Origin of the sequence: Gaiella sp., from assembly GCF_039915195.1 — a bacterium.
Lineage (GTDB): Bacteria > Actinomycetota > Thermoleophilia > Gaiellales > Gaiellaceae > Gaiella.
The window spans coordinates 20,236-39,480 of the sequence record NZ_JBDSNT010000032.1; the positions used below are offsets into that span (position 1 = coordinate 20,236).

At 67.4% G+C, this 19,245-nt stretch carries 19 protein-coding genes; 9 read left to right on the plus strand and 10 right to left on the minus strand.

Features of this window, described 5'->3' with window-relative positions; all coding sequences use genetic code 11:
* Positions 1-19 precede the first annotated feature (19 nt).
* Positions 20-1,099 carry a Gfo/Idh/MocA family oxidoreductase gene (locus ABIR74_RS03060; RefSeq protein ID WP_348175181.1) on the minus strand — a complete coding sequence of 360 codons (1,080 nt, stop codon included), beginning with the start codon at positions 1,097-1,099 and terminating at the stop codon, positions 20-22.
* A gap of 235 nt (positions 1,100-1,334) precedes the next feature.
* Between ABIR74_RS03060 and ABIR74_RS03065 the strand changes: the two genes are divergently transcribed.
* Entirely contained in the window at positions 1,335-2,333 is a 999-nt protein-coding gene (locus tag ABIR74_RS03065; protein ID WP_348175143.1) for a TIM barrel protein, read from the plus strand.
* Entirely contained in the window at positions 2,326-3,435 is a 1,110-nt protein-coding gene (locus ABIR74_RS03070; RefSeq protein WP_348175144.1) for a M20/M25/M40 family metallo-hydrolase, read from the plus strand. Before ABIR74_RS03065 ends, ABIR74_RS03070 begins: the two co-directional genes overlap by 8 nt.
* A gap of 5 nt (positions 3,436-3,440) precedes the next feature.
* Here the strand turns inward: ABIR74_RS03070 and ABIR74_RS03075 are convergent, their stop codons facing one another.
* A complete protein-coding gene (locus ABIR74_RS03075) occupies positions 3,441-4,079 on the minus strand; it encodes an MBL fold metallo-hydrolase (protein WP_348175145.1) in 639 nt (212 codons plus the stop codon).
* Here ABIR74_RS03075 and xylB point away from each other — a divergent pair.
* The 3 genes from xylB (at position 4,078) to ABIR74_RS03090 (ending at position 6,918) form a co-directional block, all read left to right on the plus strand.
* A complete protein-coding gene (xylB, locus tag ABIR74_RS03080; protein WP_348175146.1) occupies positions 4,078-5,547 on the plus strand; it encodes a xylulokinase in 1,470 nt (489 codons plus the stop codon). The genes ABIR74_RS03075 and xylB overlap by 2 nt on opposite strands.
* Positions 5,544-6,518 carry a Gfo/Idh/MocA family oxidoreductase gene (locus ABIR74_RS03085; RefSeq protein WP_348175147.1) on the plus strand — a complete coding sequence of 325 codons (975 nt, stop codon included), beginning with the start codon at positions 5,544-5,546 and terminating at the stop codon, positions 6,516-6,518. The genes xylB and ABIR74_RS03085 overlap by 4 nt, the downstream gene beginning before the upstream one ends.
* A gap of 70 nt (positions 6,519-6,588) precedes the next feature.
* Complete coding sequence (locus tag ABIR74_RS03090) at positions 6,589-6,918, plus strand: plastocyanin/azurin family copper-binding protein (RefSeq protein WP_348175148.1); 330 nt, start codon at positions 6,589-6,591, stop codon at positions 6,916-6,918.
* 52 nt (positions 6,919-6,970) lie between these two features.
* Here the strand turns inward: ABIR74_RS03090 and ABIR74_RS03095 are convergent, their stop codons facing one another.
* From ABIR74_RS03095 to moeB, 3 genes are all read right to left on the minus strand, one after another.
* A complete protein-coding gene (locus ABIR74_RS03095) occupies positions 6,971-7,354 on the minus strand; it encodes a Mov34/MPN/PAD-1 family protein (RefSeq protein ID WP_348175149.1) in 384 nt (127 codons plus the stop codon).
* Positions 7,355-7,447: 93 nt separating this feature from the next.
* Positions 7,448-8,671 (minus strand): pyridoxal-phosphate dependent enzyme, encoded by a 1,224-nt coding sequence (locus tag ABIR74_RS03100; RefSeq protein WP_348175150.1) that lies wholly within the window; start codon positions 8,669-8,671, stop codon positions 7,448-7,450.
* Positions 8,668-9,840, minus strand: coding sequence for a molybdopterin-synthase adenylyltransferase MoeB (gene moeB, locus ABIR74_RS03105; protein WP_348175151.1), 1,173 nt, complete (start codon positions 9,838-9,840; stop codon positions 8,668-8,670). The genes ABIR74_RS03100 and moeB overlap by 4 nt, the downstream gene beginning before the upstream one ends.
* 72 nt (positions 9,841-9,912) lie before the next feature.
* On the opposite strand from moeB, the gene ABIR74_RS03110 reads away from it, so the two are divergent.
* The 4 genes from ABIR74_RS03110 (at position 9,913) to pepT (ending at position 14,780) form a co-directional block, all read left to right on the plus strand.
* Positions 9,913-10,884 carry a hypothetical protein gene (locus ABIR74_RS03110; protein WP_348175152.1) on the plus strand — a complete coding sequence of 324 codons (972 nt, stop codon included), beginning with the start codon at positions 9,913-9,915 and terminating at the stop codon, positions 10,882-10,884.
* Between the two features lie 79 nt (positions 10,885-10,963).
* Positions 10,964-12,055, plus strand: a complete 1,092-nt coding sequence (locus ABIR74_RS03115) for a sigma-70 family RNA polymerase sigma factor (protein WP_348175153.1) — start codon at positions 10,964-10,966, stop codon at positions 12,053-12,055.
* Positions 12,056-12,175: 120 nt separating this feature from the next.
* Positions 12,176-13,507: a M20/M25/M40 family metallo-hydrolase gene (locus tag ABIR74_RS03120; RefSeq protein ID WP_348175182.1), complete on the plus strand. Its 1,332-nt coding sequence runs from the start codon at positions 12,176-12,178 to the stop codon at positions 13,505-13,507.
* Positions 13,500-14,780, plus strand: coding sequence for a peptidase T (pepT, locus tag ABIR74_RS03125; RefSeq protein ID WP_348175154.1), 1,281 nt, complete (start codon positions 13,500-13,502; stop codon positions 14,778-14,780). The genes ABIR74_RS03120 and pepT overlap by 8 nt, the downstream gene beginning before the upstream one ends.
* A 95-nt stretch (positions 14,781-14,875) precedes the next feature.
* On the opposite strand, the gene ABIR74_RS03130 is transcribed toward pepT, so the two are convergent.
* The 5 genes from ABIR74_RS03130 to ABIR74_RS03150 all read right to left on the minus strand — a co-directional run bounded on the left by ABIR74_RS03130 (position 14,876) and on the right by ABIR74_RS03150 (position 19,242).
* Positions 14,876-15,226 carry a helix-turn-helix domain-containing protein gene (locus ABIR74_RS03130; RefSeq protein ID WP_348175155.1) on the minus strand — a complete coding sequence of 117 codons (351 nt, stop codon included), beginning with the start codon at positions 15,224-15,226 and terminating at the stop codon, positions 14,876-14,878.
* 26 nt (positions 15,227-15,252) lie between these two features.
* Positions 15,253-16,779, minus strand: a complete 1,527-nt coding sequence (locus tag ABIR74_RS03135) for an amidohydrolase (protein WP_348175156.1) — start codon at positions 16,777-16,779, stop codon at positions 15,253-15,255.
* Positions 16,780-16,849: 70 nt separating this feature from the next.
* Positions 16,850-17,209, minus strand: a complete 360-nt coding sequence (locus ABIR74_RS03140) for a cupin domain-containing protein (protein ID WP_348175157.1) — start codon at positions 17,207-17,209, stop codon at positions 16,850-16,852.
* A 19-nt stretch (positions 17,210-17,228) separates the two neighbouring features.
* Positions 17,229-18,149 carry a hypothetical protein gene (locus tag ABIR74_RS03145; RefSeq protein ID WP_348175158.1) on the minus strand — a complete coding sequence of 307 codons (921 nt, stop codon included), beginning with the start codon at positions 18,147-18,149 and terminating at the stop codon, positions 17,229-17,231.
* A 31-nt stretch (positions 18,150-18,180) separates the two neighbouring features.
* The gene (locus ABIR74_RS03150) at positions 18,181-19,242 is read right to left on the minus strand and encodes a phospholipase D-like domain-containing protein (RefSeq protein ID WP_348175159.1); all 1,062 of its coding nucleotides are present in this window, start codon (positions 19,240-19,242) and stop codon (positions 18,181-18,183) included.
* Between the last annotated feature and the right edge of the window lie 3 nt (positions 19,243-19,245).

Genomic DNA, 19,245 nt, shown 5'->3' on the forward strand with positions numbered 1-19,245 from the left:
GACCTGACACCCTTTTTCCCTAACGGTAGGTGACCGTCTCGCGCTGCCCGTTCGCCCCCGAGCGCACGATCGCGTCGCACACCTCGGCGGCCCGGTAACCGTCCTCGAACGTCGCCCCGTAAGGCGCGACATCCGTGCCGTTCTTGATCGCTCCGAGGAGATGGTGAATCTCGTGGACGAATGTCTCTCCCCAGCCGATGATGTGCCCCGGCGGCCACCAGAACTCCCAGAACGGGTGGTCGGCCTCCGAGACGAGCACCTTCTTGAAGCCACGGGCCCGATCGCCGTCGGCGCGGAAGACGTGGAGCTCGTTCAGATTCTCCATGTCGAAGGCCAGTGAGCCCTTTGAGCCGTTGATCTCCCACTGGAAGGCGTTCCGGCGACCGAGCGCGAATCGCGTCGCCTCGATCGTCCCGACGGCGCCGTTCTCGAACGCGACCGCTGCCTCGACGGCATCGTCGACGCTGCGCCCGGGGAGGAACGTCTGCACGAGCGCCGAGACCGTGGAGATCTCGCCGACGAGGAAGCGCGCGAGGTCGATCACGTGCGCGCCGAGGTCACCGAGTGCCCCGGATCCCGCGGCGGTCGCGTCGAATCGCCACGTGTCGAGGCTCGGGTCGTCGCCCCAGTCCTGCAGGTAGCGGCCGCGGAAGTGGCGTATCTCGCCGAGGTCGCCTGCATCGATCATGTCCCGCGCGAGGCGCACCGCAGGTACGAAGCGGTAGTTGAAGGCGCAGAGATGCTTCACGCCGGTCGCTGCGACGCGCTGCCAGATGTCGTAGCTCTCGTCGGCGTCGCGGCCGAGCGGCTTCTCGCAGAGGACGTGCTTGCCTGCCTCTGCTGCAGCGATCGTCGGTTCGGCATGGAGCGAGTTCGGACCGCCGTTGTCGAAGAGCCCGATCGACGGGTCGCTGACGATGTCGCGCCAGTCGGTCGTCCAGCGCTCGTAGCCGTAGCGTTGCGCGGCTCCCGCGACTGCGGCCTCGTCTCGGCCGGCGATCGCTACGAGCCTCGGCTTGAGCGGCGGTGGCCACGTCATGTACGCGATCTTCCGGAACGCATTGGAATGGGCCTTGCCCATGAAGGCGTAGCCGAGCATCCCGATCCCGATCTCGTCGATCTCTCCGATCGCCGCATCGCTCACCTTCGCGCCGATCCCCCTTGCGTTTTCGCTCACGCGTTCGCTCCTTCCATCTAGTACGCGGTATCCGGTCTGTTCTCGGGTGGGCGCCAAAGCCGTGTGACACGATTTTCCGTCATTCGGCGGCGGCGCAACGCCCCGTGTATTTCGGAGATACTACGAGTCACCCCCTGACCGCGAGGAGAACCAGCAGATGAAGACTTCCCTAGGTATCTGGGCGCTCGGTCCGATGATCACTCGTTTCGTGCCGATGGGCTACCAGCCCGAGCATACGAACGAGTCGACGGCGACCAAGGTGCGTCGCGCGGTCCAGGGTCTCGGCGACCTGATGGACGACTACGAGTTTCACTATCCGGGCGAGCTCAACCCCGACAACCTCGACGAGGTGCGCGAGGCGCTCGGCGGGCACGGGATCGCGGCGGTCTGCACGGGGCTCCACACGGATTCACGCTTCGGGCGTGGTGGGTTGACGGCACCGGACGCTGCGACGCGCGCTGAGGCACGACGATTGACCCGCGAGACCGCCGACCTCGCTGGCGCCGTGGGCGCGAACATGATCTGCTGGCCTGGCATCGAGGGCTACAACTACCCGTTCCAGACGTCCTACGCGCAGGCGTGGGAGTGGTTCATCGAGGGCATCGCCGAGGCAGCCGAGACGTGCGCAAAGCATGGTGTGAAGTTGTTCCTCGAGCACAAGAACTCCGAGCCGGCGATGAAGATCTTCATGCGCAACATCGGCATGACGCTGCACGTGATTCACACGCTGCGGGCACAGGGGATCACGAACGTCCAGGTCAACATGGATTGGCAGCACCTGATCATGAACGGCGAGTCGCTCGGCGAGTACGCCGCGATGCTCGCCGCGGAGGGCCTGCTCGGTCACCAGCATGCGAACTCGGGCTGGGGCACCTTCGACGACGACAACATGGTCGGTGCAACTGCCTTCATGGAGACGATCGAGTTGGCACTCGAGCTGCGCCGCGCGAACTATGGCGCGAACGGCGAGTACCTCGGCTTCGACCTCTACCCGTACACCGAGGACGCCGTCGCCGCCGTGAAGCGATCGGTGCTGCAGTGGAACTTCATCGACTCCGTGGCAGCGAAGATCGACGATGTGGCCCTCCGAGAGGCCCAGAGCACGAAGGACGCGGTTCGTGCCTATGAGATCGTGTACGCCGCGCTCGGTGCGTAGCGTCCTCGACGACCTGGCGGAGTTGACGGGACGACTCGTCGCAATCGAGTCGACGAACCCCGATCTCGTGGTCGACGGCGTCGGTGAGGCGAAGATTGCAGCGTTCGTCGCCTCATGGCTCGAAGCTGCGGGTCTCGAGGTCGAGCTCTACGAGGCGGCTCCAGGTCGACCCAATGTCGTCGGGGTTGCCCGGGGGAGGGGCGGCGGGCGCTCGCTGCTGCTGAACGCGCACATGGATACCGTGGGGGTCGCGGGCGTCGCGAACCCGTTCACTCCGGTCGTCCGTGGCGGTCGCCTGCACGGGCGTGGTGCCGGGGATATGAAGGGCTCTCTCGCGGCGAGCATGCTCGTCGGAGCCGCCGTCGTTTCGGAGGGATTGCGAGGTGACGTGATCGTCGCGGCCGTAGCCGATGAGGAGGTGGGCAGCCTCGGCACGGAAGCGCTCGTTCGACAAACCTCCGCCGACGCCGCGATCGTCACTGAGCCGACGGACGAGGTCGTCGCAATCGCTCACAAGGGTTTTGTCGCCTTCGAGGTCGAGACGGTCGGGCGTGCAGCGCATGGATCGCGCCCCGACCTCGGAGTCGATGCGATCGCGGCCATGGGCCCAGTGCTCACAGGCATCGCGGCACTCGACGCACGGCTGCGCGGTGCGGGCGGTCACAGACTCCTCGGAACAGGCTCCGTTCATGCCTCGGTGATCGAGGGAGGGCAGGAGTACTCGAGCTACCCGGCGGGTTGCCTGCTGAAGGGCGAGCGGCGGACCGTTCCGGGCGAGACGCGGGCCGACGTGCTTGCCGACCTCGAGGAGCTCGCGGCGGGAACGGGAGCGATCGTCCGTGTCCCATTCCACCGCGGCCCGTTCGAGACTGCCGTCGATTCTCCGGTCGTCGCCGCGCTGCACCGGCATCTCGGTCATGAGGCGGTGGGGGGCGTCGCCTTCTGGGCTGACTCCGCCCTGCTCGCGGACGCGGGCATTCCCACGCTCCTCTTCGGCCCGATCGTCGGCGACATTCACGGTGTCGACGAGTGGGTCGACCTTGCTTCGCTCGAGCGTTGCCACGACGCCTATCTCGCGGTCGCGCGGGAGCTGTGCGCGTGAGAGCGCTACTCGAGCTGGAGTGCTTCGCCGAGTCGCGCCCCCGCCTCGGCAGTCACCGGCTCACCGTGCGAGACGAGCACGCGCTCGACGGGCAAGTCGAGCAGCGGCTTCAGCGCCTCCCGCACCCTGCCGGGAGTGACGCTCGCAGGCAGCCACGAGGCGGGACAGAGCCGGAGGCCGCCGTTGTCGGCACCGACCAGAACGTCTCCCGGCACGATTGCTCGATGTTCGGGAATCCAGTACGCAACCTCGGTGGAGCGGCCTGTTGCAAGGGCCTCGATCCCGCCCGGCAGCCGGTCACCCGGCCTGAACACCGAGGGGGCGACCCCGGTGCGTTTCTCGTTGGCCGAGCGCGCCCGGCTCGGCGCGTGCAGTGTGCCGCGATAGCGCCGGACGATCTCTCCCGCGCTGCGCGCGTGCCAGAAGACCGTGATGTACACGTGGACGGCCGTGTTCACGCGCGAGACGTCGCGGTCGAGCGCCTCCCAGAAACGCGTCGCCTCGGACGGATCGGCCGGCACGAGCGGATCGATCAGGACGATCGCGCCGGGGCCTTCGTAGTAGACGCAACCGACCTCGTCGCGCCATTCCTCGTGGTACGTGGTCCAGCGCCAGAGACCGTCGGCGAAACGGGTCACTTCCATGTCGGCTGACGCTATCACCGTGATCGTCGGCCTCGACATCGGCACGACCGGTGTGAAGGCGATCGCCGTCGGCCGGGACGGCGAAATCGTCGCGCGGGCGGAGCACGGGTATCCGCTTTCGACTCCGAGGCCGGGCTGGTCGGAGCAGAACCCCGAGGACTGGTGGGGTGCAACGCGAGCCGCGATCGCCGATCTCGGGTCGCTCGAGATCGCGAGCATCGGCCTCTCGGGGCAGATGCACGGCCTTGTGGCGCTCGATGAGGCCGGCCAGGTGATCCGACCCGCAATCCTCTGGAACGACCAGCGAACAGCCGCCGAATGCGCGGAGATCGAGGAGCGCATCGGGCTCGAGCGCCTGATCTCCCTCACGGGTAACCGTGCATTGACGGGGTTCACGGCGCCGAAGCTCCTCTGGCTCCGCCGCCACGAGCCTGACGCCTACGCCCGGATCGCGCGAATCATGCTCCCCAAGGACTACATCCGGCTTCGGCTCACCGGAGAGTGGGCGACCGACGTCGCCGATGCGTCGGGAACGCTCCTGCTCGACGTCGCTCGACGTCGCTGGTCGACCGACGTGCTCGACGGTCTCGACCTCGATCCCGCGATCCTGCCGCCACTGCTCGAGTCGCCCGAGGTCTCGGGCATGACGATTGGTTGTGGAATCGTGCCACGAGGCATTCCGGTCGCGGCCGGCGCGGGGGATTGCGCTGCGGCTGCCCTTGGCGTCGGGATCGATCGTCCTGGGCCGCTCTCGATCGTGATGGGCACGTCCGGCGTCGTCTTCGCGGCACTCCCCGCATTCGCCAGCGATCCACAGGCGCGCGTGCACTCTTTTTGCCATGCCGTGCCGGGCCAGTGGCACGCGATGGGCGTCATGCTCTCGGCCGCAGGCTCACTGCAGTGGCTGCGCGACCGGCTCGCGCCCGACACGCCCTTCGGCGACCTTGTTGCGGAGGCGGAGGCGTGGGGGCCCGGAGCCGACGGGCTGCTGTTCGCTCCGTACCTCGCGGGGGAACGGACGCCGCACGCCGATCCGTCTGCACGTGCGGCCTTCACCGGTCTCGAGCTCCGGCACGACCGCGGCGCCCTCGTGCGCGCCGTGCTCGAGGGCGTAGCATTCGGCCTCCGTGACTCGCTCGAGCTCGTTCGTGCTCTCGGTGGGCCGTGCGACCGGGCAAGGGTCTCGGGCGGTGGCGCGCGTGGGCTGTGGCTTCGCATCGTCGCCTCTGCGCTCGGGCTACCGATCGAGCTGACGGCGGTCGAGGAGGGCTCGGCGTTCGGAGCCGCTCTGCTCGGAGGAGTGGCGGGCGGCTTCTTCGACGACGTGCCCGATGCGGTGCGCCGGTGCGTCCACGTGCGGGAGACCGTCGAGCCCGATCCCGCCTGGCAGGCAGTCTACGAGAACACCTACGCGCGCTTCCGTGCGCTGTACCCGGCCCTCGACGCAGTGAAGGAGAACGCACGATGAAACGACCAGTGAAGTGGGGACTTCTCTCGACCGCTGACATCAACGGCAAGCTGCTCGCGGGCGCCGCGGAGTCGGACGAAGTGGAGATCATCGCCGTCGCGAGCCGCACGCTCGGGCGCGCCGAGGAGTATGCGCGCGAGCGGGGCATCGAACGTGCCTACGGAACGTACGACGAGCTTCTCGCGGATCCAGACGTCGAGGCGATCTACAACCCGCTGCCGAACACGATGCACACCGAGTGGTCGATCCGGGCCCTCGAGGCCGGGAAGCACGTGCTCTGCGAGAAGCCGTTCAGCCGTCATATCGGCGATGTCGAGGCGGCGTTCGATGCCGCCGACCGGACAGGGCTTCACCTCGCCGAGGCGTTCATGTACCGCCACCACCCGCAGGCTGCACGACTCGTCGAGCTCGTAGCCTCCGGCGCGATCGGTGATCTTCGCGTCATCCGGACGGCGTTCAGCTACTCCCTCTACGACGCCGAGAACATCAGGCTGCGCACCGATGTCGACGGTGGCGCGTTGATGGATGTCGGGTGTTACTGCATCAGTGGTGCTCGTCTGCTCGGCGGTGAGCCCGAGTCCGTCGTTGGTTCCGCCTTCATCGGCACGAGTGGCACCGACTGGGTCTTCAGCGGCCAGCTGCGATTCTCGAACAACGTCACCGCACTATTCGATTGCGGAACGTCACTCCCGAACCGAGACGAGCTAGAGGCGATTGGGACGGAAGGATCCATCTTCCTCGACGACCCGTGGCACTGCCAGAACCCGGTGATCGAGCTGCGGCGGGACGGCGCGGACGAGCTCATCGAGGTGGAAAGGGCGAACCCGTACCGGCTCGAGCTCGAAGACATGAACGCTGCGATCCGGGGCGAACGCGAGCCGCTGCTCGGCCGGGCGGATGCGCTGGGACAGGTACGCACGATCGAGGCGCTGTTTCGCTCCGCGGCCGAGAATCAGGTCATCGCGCTGTGAAGCCTGGCAAACCGTCCGACGGCTACGCTCGTAGTAGTCGTATGCAATCACCTACAGACCGAGGAGAACGATGAAGCGGATTGTCGTCATAGGGGCACTCGCGACTGCGCTAGCAGCCGCTCTGCCGGCCGTCGCCGCGACGCCGGTTTTCAAGGGTACTGTCGGCCCGGGATTTACGATCTCGATGGTTTCGAAGCCGAAGGTCGCGGGCCTGACCAAGATCGTGATCAATGACAAGGCGAATAACCATAACTTTCACCTGACGGGGCCGGGCGTCAACGTCAAGACGAGCGTCTCGGCGATCGGGACGAAGGCGTTCATCGTCAGGCTGAAGAAGGGCACCTACAAGTTCGTGTGCGATCCCCACCTCTTCATGAAGGGCTCGTTCACCATCAGGTAGTCGTGGCTCTCGTGTGTCGGGGCGAACGTTCGTCCCGACACACACGGCGCCTTCAGGAACCCGTGAGAAGGACCGGGGCGATCGCCCCACCGTCGAGGATGCGCCATGCCGCGAGCTCGTCGGTGCGCACGGTGTAAATCAGATACGGCTGACCTGCCCACAGGCCGATGTTCTGCACGTCGGTTCGGGAGGGGCGCGGGGGCGAGGAGATGTGCGAGTGGAAGACGGCCTGCGTGACGTTGCGGTCGTTCAGATCGGCCCAAGCGAGCGGGTCGATCTCGAGCTCGAAGTGATAGGGCGAGGGAGATGCGTTGCGGCCAGGAACGTACTCGACCGCAACGTCGCCTTCGAACAGTACGAGTCCGCATGCCTCGTTGGGCAACTCAGCCGTGGCGTGGGCAACTAGCGCAGCGCGCACCGAGGCGGGAACCATCATCGGGACACCCTCACCGTGAAAACTCCCATTTCTATGCTGCTTCCCCCGACGGCACGCCCGCGGCCCGCACCAACCTTTGCTCGGGGGAAGCAGCTACCACCAGATCGTGCGTTCCATGGACTCCTCGAGGTCTCCGTCGGAGGCCTCCCAGAAGTCCGCGGAGAGGTACTTCCAGCCGGCGTCGGCGAGAATCGTGACGATCACGCCCCCGGCCATCTCCTCGGCGATCTTGCGCGCGACGTGGATGGCCGCTCCGCACGAGACGCCGGCAAAGATCCCCTCGAGTTCGAGCAGCGCGCGTACGGCCCGCACCGACTCGGCATTCGAGACGAGCACTTTCCGGTCGAGCTTCGAGACGTCGAGGATCGGAGGGACGTAGCCGTCCTCGAGCGAGCGAAGCCCCATCACCGAGTCGCCCGGCAGCGGCTCGGCTGCGGCGATCACGATGTTCGGGAACGACTCGCGCAGCCGCTCGCCGGCTCCCATCAGCGTGCCGCCTGTTCCGAGCCCCGCGACGAGCACGTCGATGTGCTCGAGCGCCTCTGCGATCTCGGCGCCCGTCCCCTCGTAGTGAGCACGCGGGTTCGCCGGGTTCGCGTACTGGAACGGCATGAAGTACTTCGGGTCATGCTCCGCGAGCTCGAGGGCGAGCCGAACAGCCCCGTTCGAGCCTTCGCCTCCGGGCGAGAGGACGACCTCTGCGCCGAAGAGGCGCAGCAAGCGCTTGCGCTCCTCGGTTGCGTTCTCGGGCATCACGACCGTCAGTGGATACCCCTTGAGCTTCGCGATCATTGCGAGCGAATGCCCGGTGTTGCCGGAGGTCGGCTCGAGGAGGTGACGGCCCGGCTTGAGCTCGCCGGAGGCCTCGGCGGCCTCGATCATCGACTTGGCAACCCGATCCTTGATCGAGCCGGTCGGGTTCTGACCTTCGAGCTTCGCGTAGATTTGCACCGACGGCTTCGGGGAGATCCGCGGCAGCTCGACGAGCGGCGTGTTGCCGACGAGGTCGAGCAGCGAGGGGACGACCGGCCGCGAGCGTGGGGGCGTCGAGCCGCCGGCCATCGCCGGCAAGAGGATCACGGTCTGGCCCGGCGTGACGTCGGTGTCGAGGCCGTCGAGCGTCCGCACGTCCTCGCCGCCGAGGTAGACGTTGACGAAGGTCGCGATCTCACCGTCGCTGAAGATCTGCGAGCGGAGCGCGGGGAACCTGGCGACGAGATCTTCGAGCACGGCACGAACCGTCGCGCCGTCGGCCTCGACCTGACGCTCGCCGCCAACCTCGCCCCGCAGCGTGGGAGGAATGCGAACCGGGGTCATACGTGTACCGGGCCCTGACAGAACTCGACGTAATCGATGTACTCCGAGATCGTCGGCGAGTCGCCGCAGACGGGGCAACCAGGATCCTTCTTTACTGCGACCTCGTCGAAGGTCGTGTAGAGCGCATCGAAGAGCAGCAGCCGGCCCGTCAGGGTCTCGCCGGCACCGAGGATCAGCTTCAACGCCTCGCTCGCCTGAAGCGACCCGACGATTCCGGGCAGGACTCCGAGGACGCCGCCCTCGGCGCAGCTCGGTGCTAGCTCCGGCGGCGGTGGGGTGGGGTAGAGGCAGCGATAACAGGGACCGACATGAGGACGGAAGACGGTGACCTGCCCTTCGAAGCGATAAATCGAGCCGTGGACGACCGGGATGTCGTGCCACACCGAGGCGTCGTTGACGAGGTACCGCGTCGGAAAGTTGTCCGCCCCGTCGACGATCACGTCCCACCCGTCGGCGAGGATGCGCTCGACGTTCTCCGAGGTCAGACGCTCCTCGTAGGGGACGACAGTGACATCGGGATTGAGCGCCTCGATCGCCTTCTTTGCAGACAGCACCTTCGGCTCGCCGAGCGTGTTCGTCGAGTGGACGATCTGGCGCTGAAGGTTCGAGTCATCGACGATGTCGGCGTCGATGATTCCGAGCGTTCCGACGCCTGCCGCGGCGAGGTAGAGGGAAGAAGGGGAACCGAGGCCACCCGCACCGATCAGGAGGACACGGGCGTCGAGGAGCTTCTGCTGCCCGACCTCGCCAACCTCCGGAATCAGGATGTGACGTGAGTAGCGCGCGCGCTGCTCCGGGCTGAGGGCGCGCGGGGTCTCGAACGTATAGCCGTTGTGCTTCCACTCCGAGAAGCCGCCGGACATCGAGGTGACGTCGGCATAGCCGAGCTCGTGGAGCGATTTGGCGACGAACGCCGACCTGGCCCCGGCGGCGCAATAGACGATCACCTCGCGAGACTTGTCCGGAATCACGGATTCGATCCGAGCTTCGAGGTTCCCGCGAGAAATGTGGATGGCGCCAGGGAGGTGCCCCTCGTCCCACTCGTCCTGCTCCCGGCAATCGAGGAGCAGGGGTCGGTCGCCGGCCGCAAGCCGGTCATGGAGATCCGGCGAGCCGATCTCGTCGATCTCGGACTTCACCTGGTTGAGGAGCTCGCGGTAGGTTGCCATTACTTCCAAGAGTATAGCGTGCAGGCCACTTCTGGAAACCGGCCCCGAGCGCCGCGCGGCTACCGTTCGGTCGTGACCGTGCGCAGGAGAACAACCCTCGTCGTTGCCGCCCTGGCGCTCGTCGTCGGTGGTGCCGTTGCCGGAATCACCGCCGCCTCGGGTAGCGAGCCCACGGGCGCGGCTGGCGAGAGGCCCAAGCTCCGGGAGGGCAATCCGCCGCTGTCACTCGACCTGGGAGTTCGCGTCGACCGGGAGGCCCGCGACCTCCGCGAGGCGCTGCGCCTCTACGGGGCGGGGAGCAAGGCCGAGGCCGGGGAGCAGTTCGCCCGCCACGACTCGCTCGAGGCGCGCATCGGTCGGGCAGTCAGCGATTGGCCGAAAGACACATTGGCACGGCTGACCGAGCTCTCGGGCCTGCATCCGACGAGTGCGGCCGTCCAGCTCAACCTCGGGATCGCACGGTACTGGACAGGTGAGGCCGACGCCAAGGCGGCGTGGCAGTCCGCTGCCGAGCTCGAGCCGGACACGGCGTACGCCGTGACCGCCGGGAATCTACTCCACCCCGAGTTTGCCCGGAACCTGCCGCTCTTCGTTCCGGTCGAGAACGTGCCTCGGGCCGTCCGAGCGCTTCCGGCGGCGTCCCAGTTCGCCGCCCTCGAGCGTCGTGCAAGAGGAGGTTCCGTTGCTGACCAGCTCTTCTACGGTGTCGCATTGCAACGGCTCGGGAGGCAGCGCTCCGCGCAACGCATCTTCGCCCAGGCGGCGCGGCTCGATCCGAGCAATCCCGAGGCGCGCGTCGCTGCGGCAGTCGGTCTGTTCGACAAGGCTCGCCCCGTCGACGCGTTTTCCCGCCTCGGGCCGCTCTCGCGGAGGTTTCCTCGAGCCGGAACGGTTCGCTTCCATCTCGGGCTCCTGCTCCTCTGGTCGGGGCAGGTGAAAGAGGCCCGCCGGCAGCTCGAGCTCGTTGCCAGAGTCGAGCCGGACTCGCGGCTCGTCGCGGTTGCGAAGCAGTATCTCGAGCAGCTGCGCGCCGCTGGCATTTGAGCGGAACGGACGTAATCTTTGACTTGGAGGCTGTCCGACGGCTACCGTCAGGGCTGTTCGGTCGCCAAGGGGGATGTTCTTGAGTGCAGCTGATTCGAGCGGTACGGCAGCAGCCCCTGTCAACGCAGGAGTCCTCGACCTGCTCGAAGTCCGGACGCTCTACGAGGCCGGCCGGGGTGCCGGCAAGCTCGATGCCGAGGAGATAGCCCTCGCGCTCGACGAACTCGATCTCGATACCGCCCAGCTCGACGAGTTCTACACGGCTCTCGAGGAGGCGCAGGTCGACGTCGTCGGCACCGAGCAAAGCGAGGCCGAGGCCGAGAAGGAGTGGGCTGCCGAGGCCGAGATCTCCACGGATACGCTGCAGCTGTTCCTCAAGGACATCGGCAGGGTCTCGCTCCTCACGGCCGCTCAAGAGGTGGAGCTCGCAAAGCGGATCGAGCTCGGCGATCACAGTGCGAAGCAGGCGATGGTCGAGGCGAATCTCCGGCTCGTCGTCTCGATCGCGAAGCGCTACCGCAACCAGGGGCTTCCGTTCCTCGACCTGATCCAGGAGGGGACGATCGGGCTCGTGCGGGCCGCCGAGAAGTTCGACTATCGAAAGGGCTTCAAGTTCTCCACCTACGCCACGTGGTGGATCCGGCAGGCCGTCGCACGCGCGATTGCCGACAAGGGGCGCACGATCCGGATGCCGGTGCACGTCGTCGAGAAGCTCAACAAGATCCATCGCAGCGAGCGCAAGCTCCGCTCCGAGTTGGCGCGCGACCCGACGATCGCGGAGATCGCGCACGATCTCGACTTCACGGTGGACGAGGTCGAGCAGATCCTGCGCTCGGCCCAGACCCCGGTGTCGCTCGAGAAGCCTGTCGGTGACGATGATGAATCGGAGTTCGGCCACTTCCTCACCGACGTGACCGCGCAGCTGCCCGACGAGGCGGCGGAAGTGACCCTGCGGCGCGAGGCGCTACGCTCGATTCTCGGGTCACTCTCGCCGCGAGAGCGGGAGGTGCTCGAGCTTCGTTACGGCCTCAACGGCCAGCAGCCCCAGACGCTCGACGAGGTCGGCCGTGCGTTCAACGTGACGCGTGAGCGGATCCGCCAGATCGAGCATCAGAGCCTGAAGAAACTGCGCGCGCTCGCCGAGGCCGGCAACGTGCGCGACGTCGCGTAGCGACTCGTTCATCTGTCCACGCCTCGGGTGGAACCCGAAGCCGGGAACCTACGGTTCCGCGTAACCCCTCCCTTCTCGTGGCTGTTGACGCGGCGTGGCTAGACTGCCCTCGCCGTGGAGATGCCGCCCCTCGACGCATTGATCGCTGAGCTTTCCGAGTTCATCGCGATCCCCTCTGTCAGCGCCGACCCGGCGCACCAGGGCGACGTTGCCGCGGCGGCGGAATGGGTGGCCGAGCGCGTGCGGCGCGCAGGTGGCGCCGCCGACGTGATCCCTTGGGGCAAGCGACCGCTCGTCATCGGGGAGGTCCGGGCCTCTCACAACGCCGACTCCGCGCCGACGATCCTCTGCTACGGCCACTTCGACGTACAGCCGCCCGACCCCCTCGATCTCTGGTCGTCGCCGCCGTTCGATCTCGTCGACCGCGACGGCTGGCTGTACGCCCGCGGAATCGCAGACGACAAGGGACAGCTCTACATGCTCCTGAAAGCTGCGGGGCTTCTCGCAGCGGCGGGTGAGCTCCCCGTCAACCTGCGGATCGCCTGCGACGGGGAGGAGGAGATCGGTGGGCACTCGATCGTCGACTGGGTTGCGGCCGACGAGCGCGGGGCAGACGCGGCGATCGTCTTCGATAGCGGCATGATCGAGCGAGGCGTCCCGGCCTTCAACGTCGCAGTGCGAGGCCTCTGTTACTTCCACGTCACTGTTCGCACCGGAACGCGCGACCTCCATTCGGGCATGTACGGAGGTGCCTCCCTGAATGCGATGCATGCGCTGATGCAAACGCTCTCGGCGGTTCTCCCTCGAGACGGACGCGTGCCCGAGGAACTGCGAGTCGGCGTCGTGCCACCTTCCGACGCCGAGGTGGCGGGGTGGGCGGCCCTTCCAGCCGGCCGAGCGGAGATCGCCGCCGCCGGTTCGGTGCCTGCTGACCCCGGGGCTGCCGATGAGTTCTACCTCCGCACCTGGGGCGAGCCCTCGGTCGACGTGCACGGCGTCCAGGGCGGCTCGCCCGTGCTGCAAAAGACCGTCATCGCGGTTTCGGCCGAGGCCAACGTCTCGATCCGGCTCGTCGGCGACCAGGACCCGGCCGTCATCACAGACGCCTTCGAGACCCTCCTTCGCGAAGCGGCTCCCGCAGGTTCGGAGCTCGAGATCACCCGCCTGTCTGCTGCGCCGCCCGGACTGATCCCATCGGACGCGCGTGCCATCGTCCTCGGCCTCGACGCGTTCGAGGAGGTTCTCGGCGTCCGACCTCTGCTGATTCGATCCGGCGGAGCGATTCCGCTCGTCTCGGCGCTCGCGTCGCGCGGCGTTGCGACGGTGCTGACGGGGTTTTCTCTCAACGAGTCCAACGTCCACTCCCCGAACGAGCGCATCCCGACGTCGTACCTTCCGCTCGGGATCGAGGCTGCCGCCGCCCTCTACCGGCATCTAGCTGACCTTGGCTAGCGCCCCGTTCTCCTCGCCGCTCGCCGCGAGGCTCTCGGACGACGTCCTACAGCGCTTTCTTCGCTACGTCCGGATCGACACGCAGGCGCAGGAGGACTCCACGACCTATCCGAGTACCGCGAAGCAGCTCGACCTCTCCCGTCTCCTCGTCAGCGAGCTCACCGAGATCGGACTCGACGACATCGAGCTGACGGAGCACGGCTACGTCTTCGCGACTCTGCCGGGAACCGAGGGCGCGCCCGTGATCGGCCTGATCGCACACGTCGACACGACACCGGAGTCGCCCGGGACGGGAGTCTCGCCGATCGTGCACGAGAACTACAACGGTCAGGCTCTCACGCTGCCCGGCGATCCGAGCCAGGTCATCGACCCGGCCGAGGAGCTCGCGCTCGCCGAACGCGTCGGCCACGACATCGTCACGAGTGACGGCACGACGCTGCTCGGGGCCGACGACAAGGCCGGTGTCGCCGAGATCATGGCGGCGATGGCACATCTGATCGGCACGCCCGAGCCGCGCGCCACCGTGCGTGTCGCGTTCACGGTCGACGAGGAGGTTGGGCGCGGCACCGATCACTTCGACCTCGAGAAGTTCGGAGCGGAAGCGGCGTACACGCTCGATGGGTCAGGCCTCGGCGAGCTCGAGATCGAGACGTTCTCTGCCTTCCAGGTGCGCGTCACGTTCCGTGGTCGCGGCGCGCATCCCGGCTCGGCGAAGGGGAAACTCGTGAACGCCGTGAAGCTCGCAGCCCAGTTCATCGCCTCGCTTCCCCTTGTTGCGTTGTCACCGGAGACGACGGATGACCGGGAGGGCTTCATCCATCCCTCGCGGATCAGCGGCGGTGTGGAGGAGACCACGGTGGTGCTGATCGTCCGTGATCACGATGACGCTCTACTCGACGAGCACACTGCGCTCGTCCGTCGACTTGCCGAGGCTGTCGGGGAGCGCGAGCCGCGGGCGCGCGTGACGGTCGAAGTGCAGGAGACCTATCGCAACATGCGCCCGGTGATCGACACGCACCCTCGCGTCATCGCGGCGGCAGAGGACGCGATCCGGCGGGCGGGAGTCGAGCCCGTGCGCGCGCTCATTCGCGGCGGGACCGACGGTGCCCGTCTGTCGGCGATGGGCCTACCGACGCCGAACATCTTCACCGGCGGGCAGAACTACCACTCCACCCGCGAGTGGGCGAGCGTGCAGGACATGGCCGCTGCAGCCGCCACGGTCGTTGAACTCGTCAGGGTCTGGGGAGAACCGGAGACCCGGACGACGGGCTGACGCTCGCCAGACCTGACCATCGCTTGGAGCGATGGGTCACGGGGGACCTAGGTTCCCGCCCTCAGGATCACGCGAAGCGTGCAGGCAGGAGCACCTCACGCACCGTGCACCCCGCAGCCGAGCCAGTCGTGGCCGAAGTGGCGCATCTCCGCAATCAGCGGGAGAAGGGCAGCTCCCTTCTCTGTGAGCTCGTACTCGACGCGGGGAGGTGATTCGGCGAAGCTGCGGCGGACGACGATCCCTTCCGCCTCGAGCCAGCGCAGCCGCTCGGCGAGCGTTCGCGGGCTGATGCCGGCGCATGAGTGCTCGATCTGCGTGAACCGCCGCGCCCCCTCGGAAAGCTCGTGAACGATGAGGACAGTCCATTTGGCCCCGATGATCTCTGCAGTCGCAGCCACCGAGCACGTCTCGGACTGGTGCACCTGGAGCATCGTTCGAGTAGCCACGAGACCAAGCATACCGGCAGAGTCGGTCAATCCCAGGGCGGCGGATTGTGGACCCAGCGGCCCCCGACCATCGTCGCGACGACCTCGACCGATTCGAGCTCGTCCGCTTCGCAGAGGAAGGGGTCGCGTGAAAGGACGACGAGATCGGCGAGGAAGCCGGGCAGGAGCTTGCCACGGCGGCGTTCATCGCCTGCGAGCCAGGCGGGGGTCACGGTCGATGCGAGGATCGCCTGCTCGACGGTGAGCGCCTGCTCCGGATGCCAACCAGGTCTCTCGTCGATCGTGCGAAGGACGCCGGCGCGGATCCCTGCGAGAGGGTCGAGTTCCTCGACGGGCGCGTCCGAGCCATTGACGACGACGGCACCCGAGTCCCAGAGGCTGCGGAACGCGTACGCACCCTCGGCGCGGTCGCCCCAGTAGAGGTCGGCGAGGTCACGGTCGGAGGCGGCGTGGGAGAGTTGCACGGAGCACGCGATCCCGAGCTCCGCGAAGCGCGGCAGATCGGCCGCATCGAGGCACTGCGCATGCTCGATGCGATGCCGGAGTCCGCGCGGCGCCCAGGCGTGTCGCGTCGCCTCGAACGCGTCGAGCGCGTTCCGGTTCGCCCTGTCGCCGATCGCGTGCACTGCGACCGGCCATCCGGCCTCGGTGCCGCGGAGGATGATCTCCTCGAGCTCCGCTCGGGTTGTGATCTCGACCCCGGATCCGTCGAGCATCAGCGCAGTCTGGGAGCCGAGCGTGCCGTCCATGAAGGTCTTGAGATAGCCGAGGCGGAGGAAGTCGTCGCCGATCCGCGCCGGTAGTGGAAGCCCTGCGACCTCGTCGAGCCGGTCGGCCGGGATCGACTGCCATACGCGGATTGAGAGGCCCTCGCGCTCGTGGATCCGGGAAAAGAAGGACGCTGCTCCGAGCCAGCCGTCCTTGTCGTGAATCGCGCCGACCCCGCGGGCGTTCGCGACGCGGATCCCCTCGCGCGTCGCCTCGACCCACTCATCCTCGGTGATCTCGACGAACCGTTCGCGGAAGCGCCACGCCGACTCCTCGCGGAGAACTCCGGTTGGGATTCCCTGGGAATCCCGTTCCACGACGCCCCCGCGCACGTCCAGGTCGCCGCCAGCGACGGCGAGCGCGGCCGAGTTGAGCCAGAGGGAGTGGTAGTCCTTCGACCACAGCGCGGTCGGCGTCGACCCTGTCACCGTGTCGAGTGCTGCAGCGGTGGGCCGATCGGGCCAGGCTGCATCCCGCCAGCCGGTACCCCGGATCCAGCTGCCGCGGCGAGGATGCGCGGCGACGAGTGCGAGTGCCGCCCCAACGGACGCAGCCTGCTCGAGTCGTACGTCATGGCGCGCGAGCGCCCACGTCGGGAAGTGCACGTGGGAGTCCGTGAACGCCGGGAGGACGCAGCGCCCTGCGAGGTCGACCCGCTCGGGAGTCGGCAGCATCCACTCGTGGGTTCCGACGCCTCCAGCGACGATCGGCCCGGCGATCGCGAGCGCCCCGGCCCTCGGCAGCGACGGGTCGAGAGTCCGGATGACGCCGTTGTCGAGGATCACGGGGGCAGCTTACTGCGACGAGAACCTCCCGAGCCCCCGCGGCGGCTCGCTCGGGAGCTCCGTCGGGAGATCAGCGTGTGGGAACGATGGCGTAGACCTTGCGTGCGGTCTCGCTGATGTGCCAGGTACCCGACCAGCCGTCGGGTGTGATCAGGACGACGCCGGGTGCGATTACCGTCGTCGTGCCGTCGTTTCCGACGATCGTGCCGCTGCCCGAGATGAAGTGCATCAGCTCGGAGATGCCGTCCTTAACGGTCGTGAACGAACCGGGCGTGATCTCCCAGACTCCGACCTGGAGCGCATCCTCGGTGTAGATCTCGTGCACCGATTCGATGGGGTTGCCCTCGAGCGTGTTCGGCTTCGGGCCAACGGCGGTGAGTGAGATTCCAAGCGGGTCGGGAACGCTGATTCCGGCGACGACGACGCTCATGGGGCCAATCGTAGACGAGTCAGGAACGCAGTGACGAGGTGTCGACGACCTCGAAGGCCGACCCGGGAACGCTGCCGAGGGAGTGAAGATCGTCGTTCGACCAGCGCTGGTCGGGCGCGCCCGAGACGTACCAGTCCGAGCCATTGTCGGCGACGATCATCCCGTACTCCTTGAGGGCCCGGAGGATGACACGTGACTGCCGCGGAAACCCCGAGATGTCGAAGTCGCGCTTGAGGCGGACGCGGGCGCCCATCGCCGGCAGCGCGGGATCCGTGAGCGAGCTCGCGTGATGCCGTGCAGGCCACTCGTAGGCACGGCGAGTCCTCGAGACCGTGAAGCGCAGCGCGTGGTCGATCCGCCCTCGGGCCACCTCGTCGTATCGAGCGAGGCCGGGCAGGATCGGCAGTCCCGCCGCGTCGGCAGATGTCCAACCGGCGGGGCGAAGCTTGTTGGAGCGCAGGTTCCAGATCGCTCCCGAGCCGGCCGTCCAGCGCGCGCCCCGGCGACGGAGGTTGTAGAGCTCGTACAGCCGACACGCATCGCGGTCGACGATCAGGGCGTGTCGATCGCCTCTCGAGGAAGGTCCGCCTTCGATGCGAACGTCGGGCGGGATCGGATATGGCCCCTTGTCGGACTCGCCCGCATACTCGAACGTCACCCTGCTCTTGCGTTGGGCCTTGCCGACGACGGTGATCGGGATGCCGATGGGGCCACCATTCCAGAGACCCGCACCGAAGTCGGCATGCATCGTCTTCGTTCCGCCGATCGCCGCCACCGTCGCACTCGAACCCGACCTCACGAGAAGGGTGTCGACACGGCGGTTCCACACGTTGTCCGCGGGGAAGAGGGGGCACGCCTTAGCGGGAGGGAGCGGCGACCCCCACGCGGCAGTGGCAGCGATCGTTGCGACGACGGCTGCGCCCACGGCGATGACCCTCACCGAGAAGGTCTCGGCATCGGGCGGCGGCTGCTCATCCCTCGTACGGAGGGGGCGTCGTCGCGGGGTAGCGATTCCGCACCTCGTCGACGAACGCAGCGAGAAGATCCGCGATCGTGGAGTCGTGGATCTCGAGTACGTTCTCGGCATTGCGCTCCCCCGAGCGCGAGAAGTTGAACGATCCCACGAAGGTGACGTCGTCGGCGACGACGACCTTCGCGTGCATGAAGTCGTGAAGTGACTCCGGCGTCCAGCGCGTCGAGGGTTTACCCGAGAATGGAGCTCCCGTCAGGATCGTGCGCAGCAGCGGGATCTTCCACGCGCTGACGCCGTTCGTCGCCCACTGCCGGAACACCTCATCGACCTGCGTTTCGTCGATCACACCGGCGATGTCACATCGGCCCTCGTTCACGACCTCGACGAGCGTGCCGAGGATCGGGCCGGACGTCACCACGGGGGAAGCGATCCGGATTCGCCTCCTCGCTCGGCCGAGGAACTTCGCCACGCGGTGCGAGAGAGTGTCCCCGTACTCCGGGGTGAACCAGGCGCGAACCTCCGTCCCTCCGTCGACGGTCACGGGCCGCGGCTCGACACGGCCCGTGTTCTCGACCTTGCCCGTGCTCCAGAGCTCGTCGAGGTTGAGAGCGAACGCCCGGGCGAGCGCAGGCGCGCCGAGCACGCGCACGATCACGTTCTCCTGTCGGCTCCAGGAGTCGTCAGTCCAGTTGGTCGATCCCGACCACACGTCGGTGCCGTCTCGCACGACGTACTTGTGGTGCATCAGGTCGGGAATGCCGGCGATCCCGCGCGTGGGTACAGGAAGCGCTTCGATCGCGGCGGGGGTCATCTCGGGCGGCGGCGGCACCGGGATCGGGCCGGGGTGGTCGACGTTGTAGACGAGACGAATCGTGATCCCGCGCTGCTTCGCGGCCAGGAGCGTCGCCAGCACGAGTGCGCCGGCATCGGTCTCGAAGCGGACGTCGTACAAGGCGAGGTCGAGGCTCTCGTGTGCCCCGGCGATGAAGCCGGCGACCTCACGGGCTATCTCTGTCGCAGTCTGGCCGCCGTCCGTGAGCGTTCGAAGCTCGATCGGCATCGG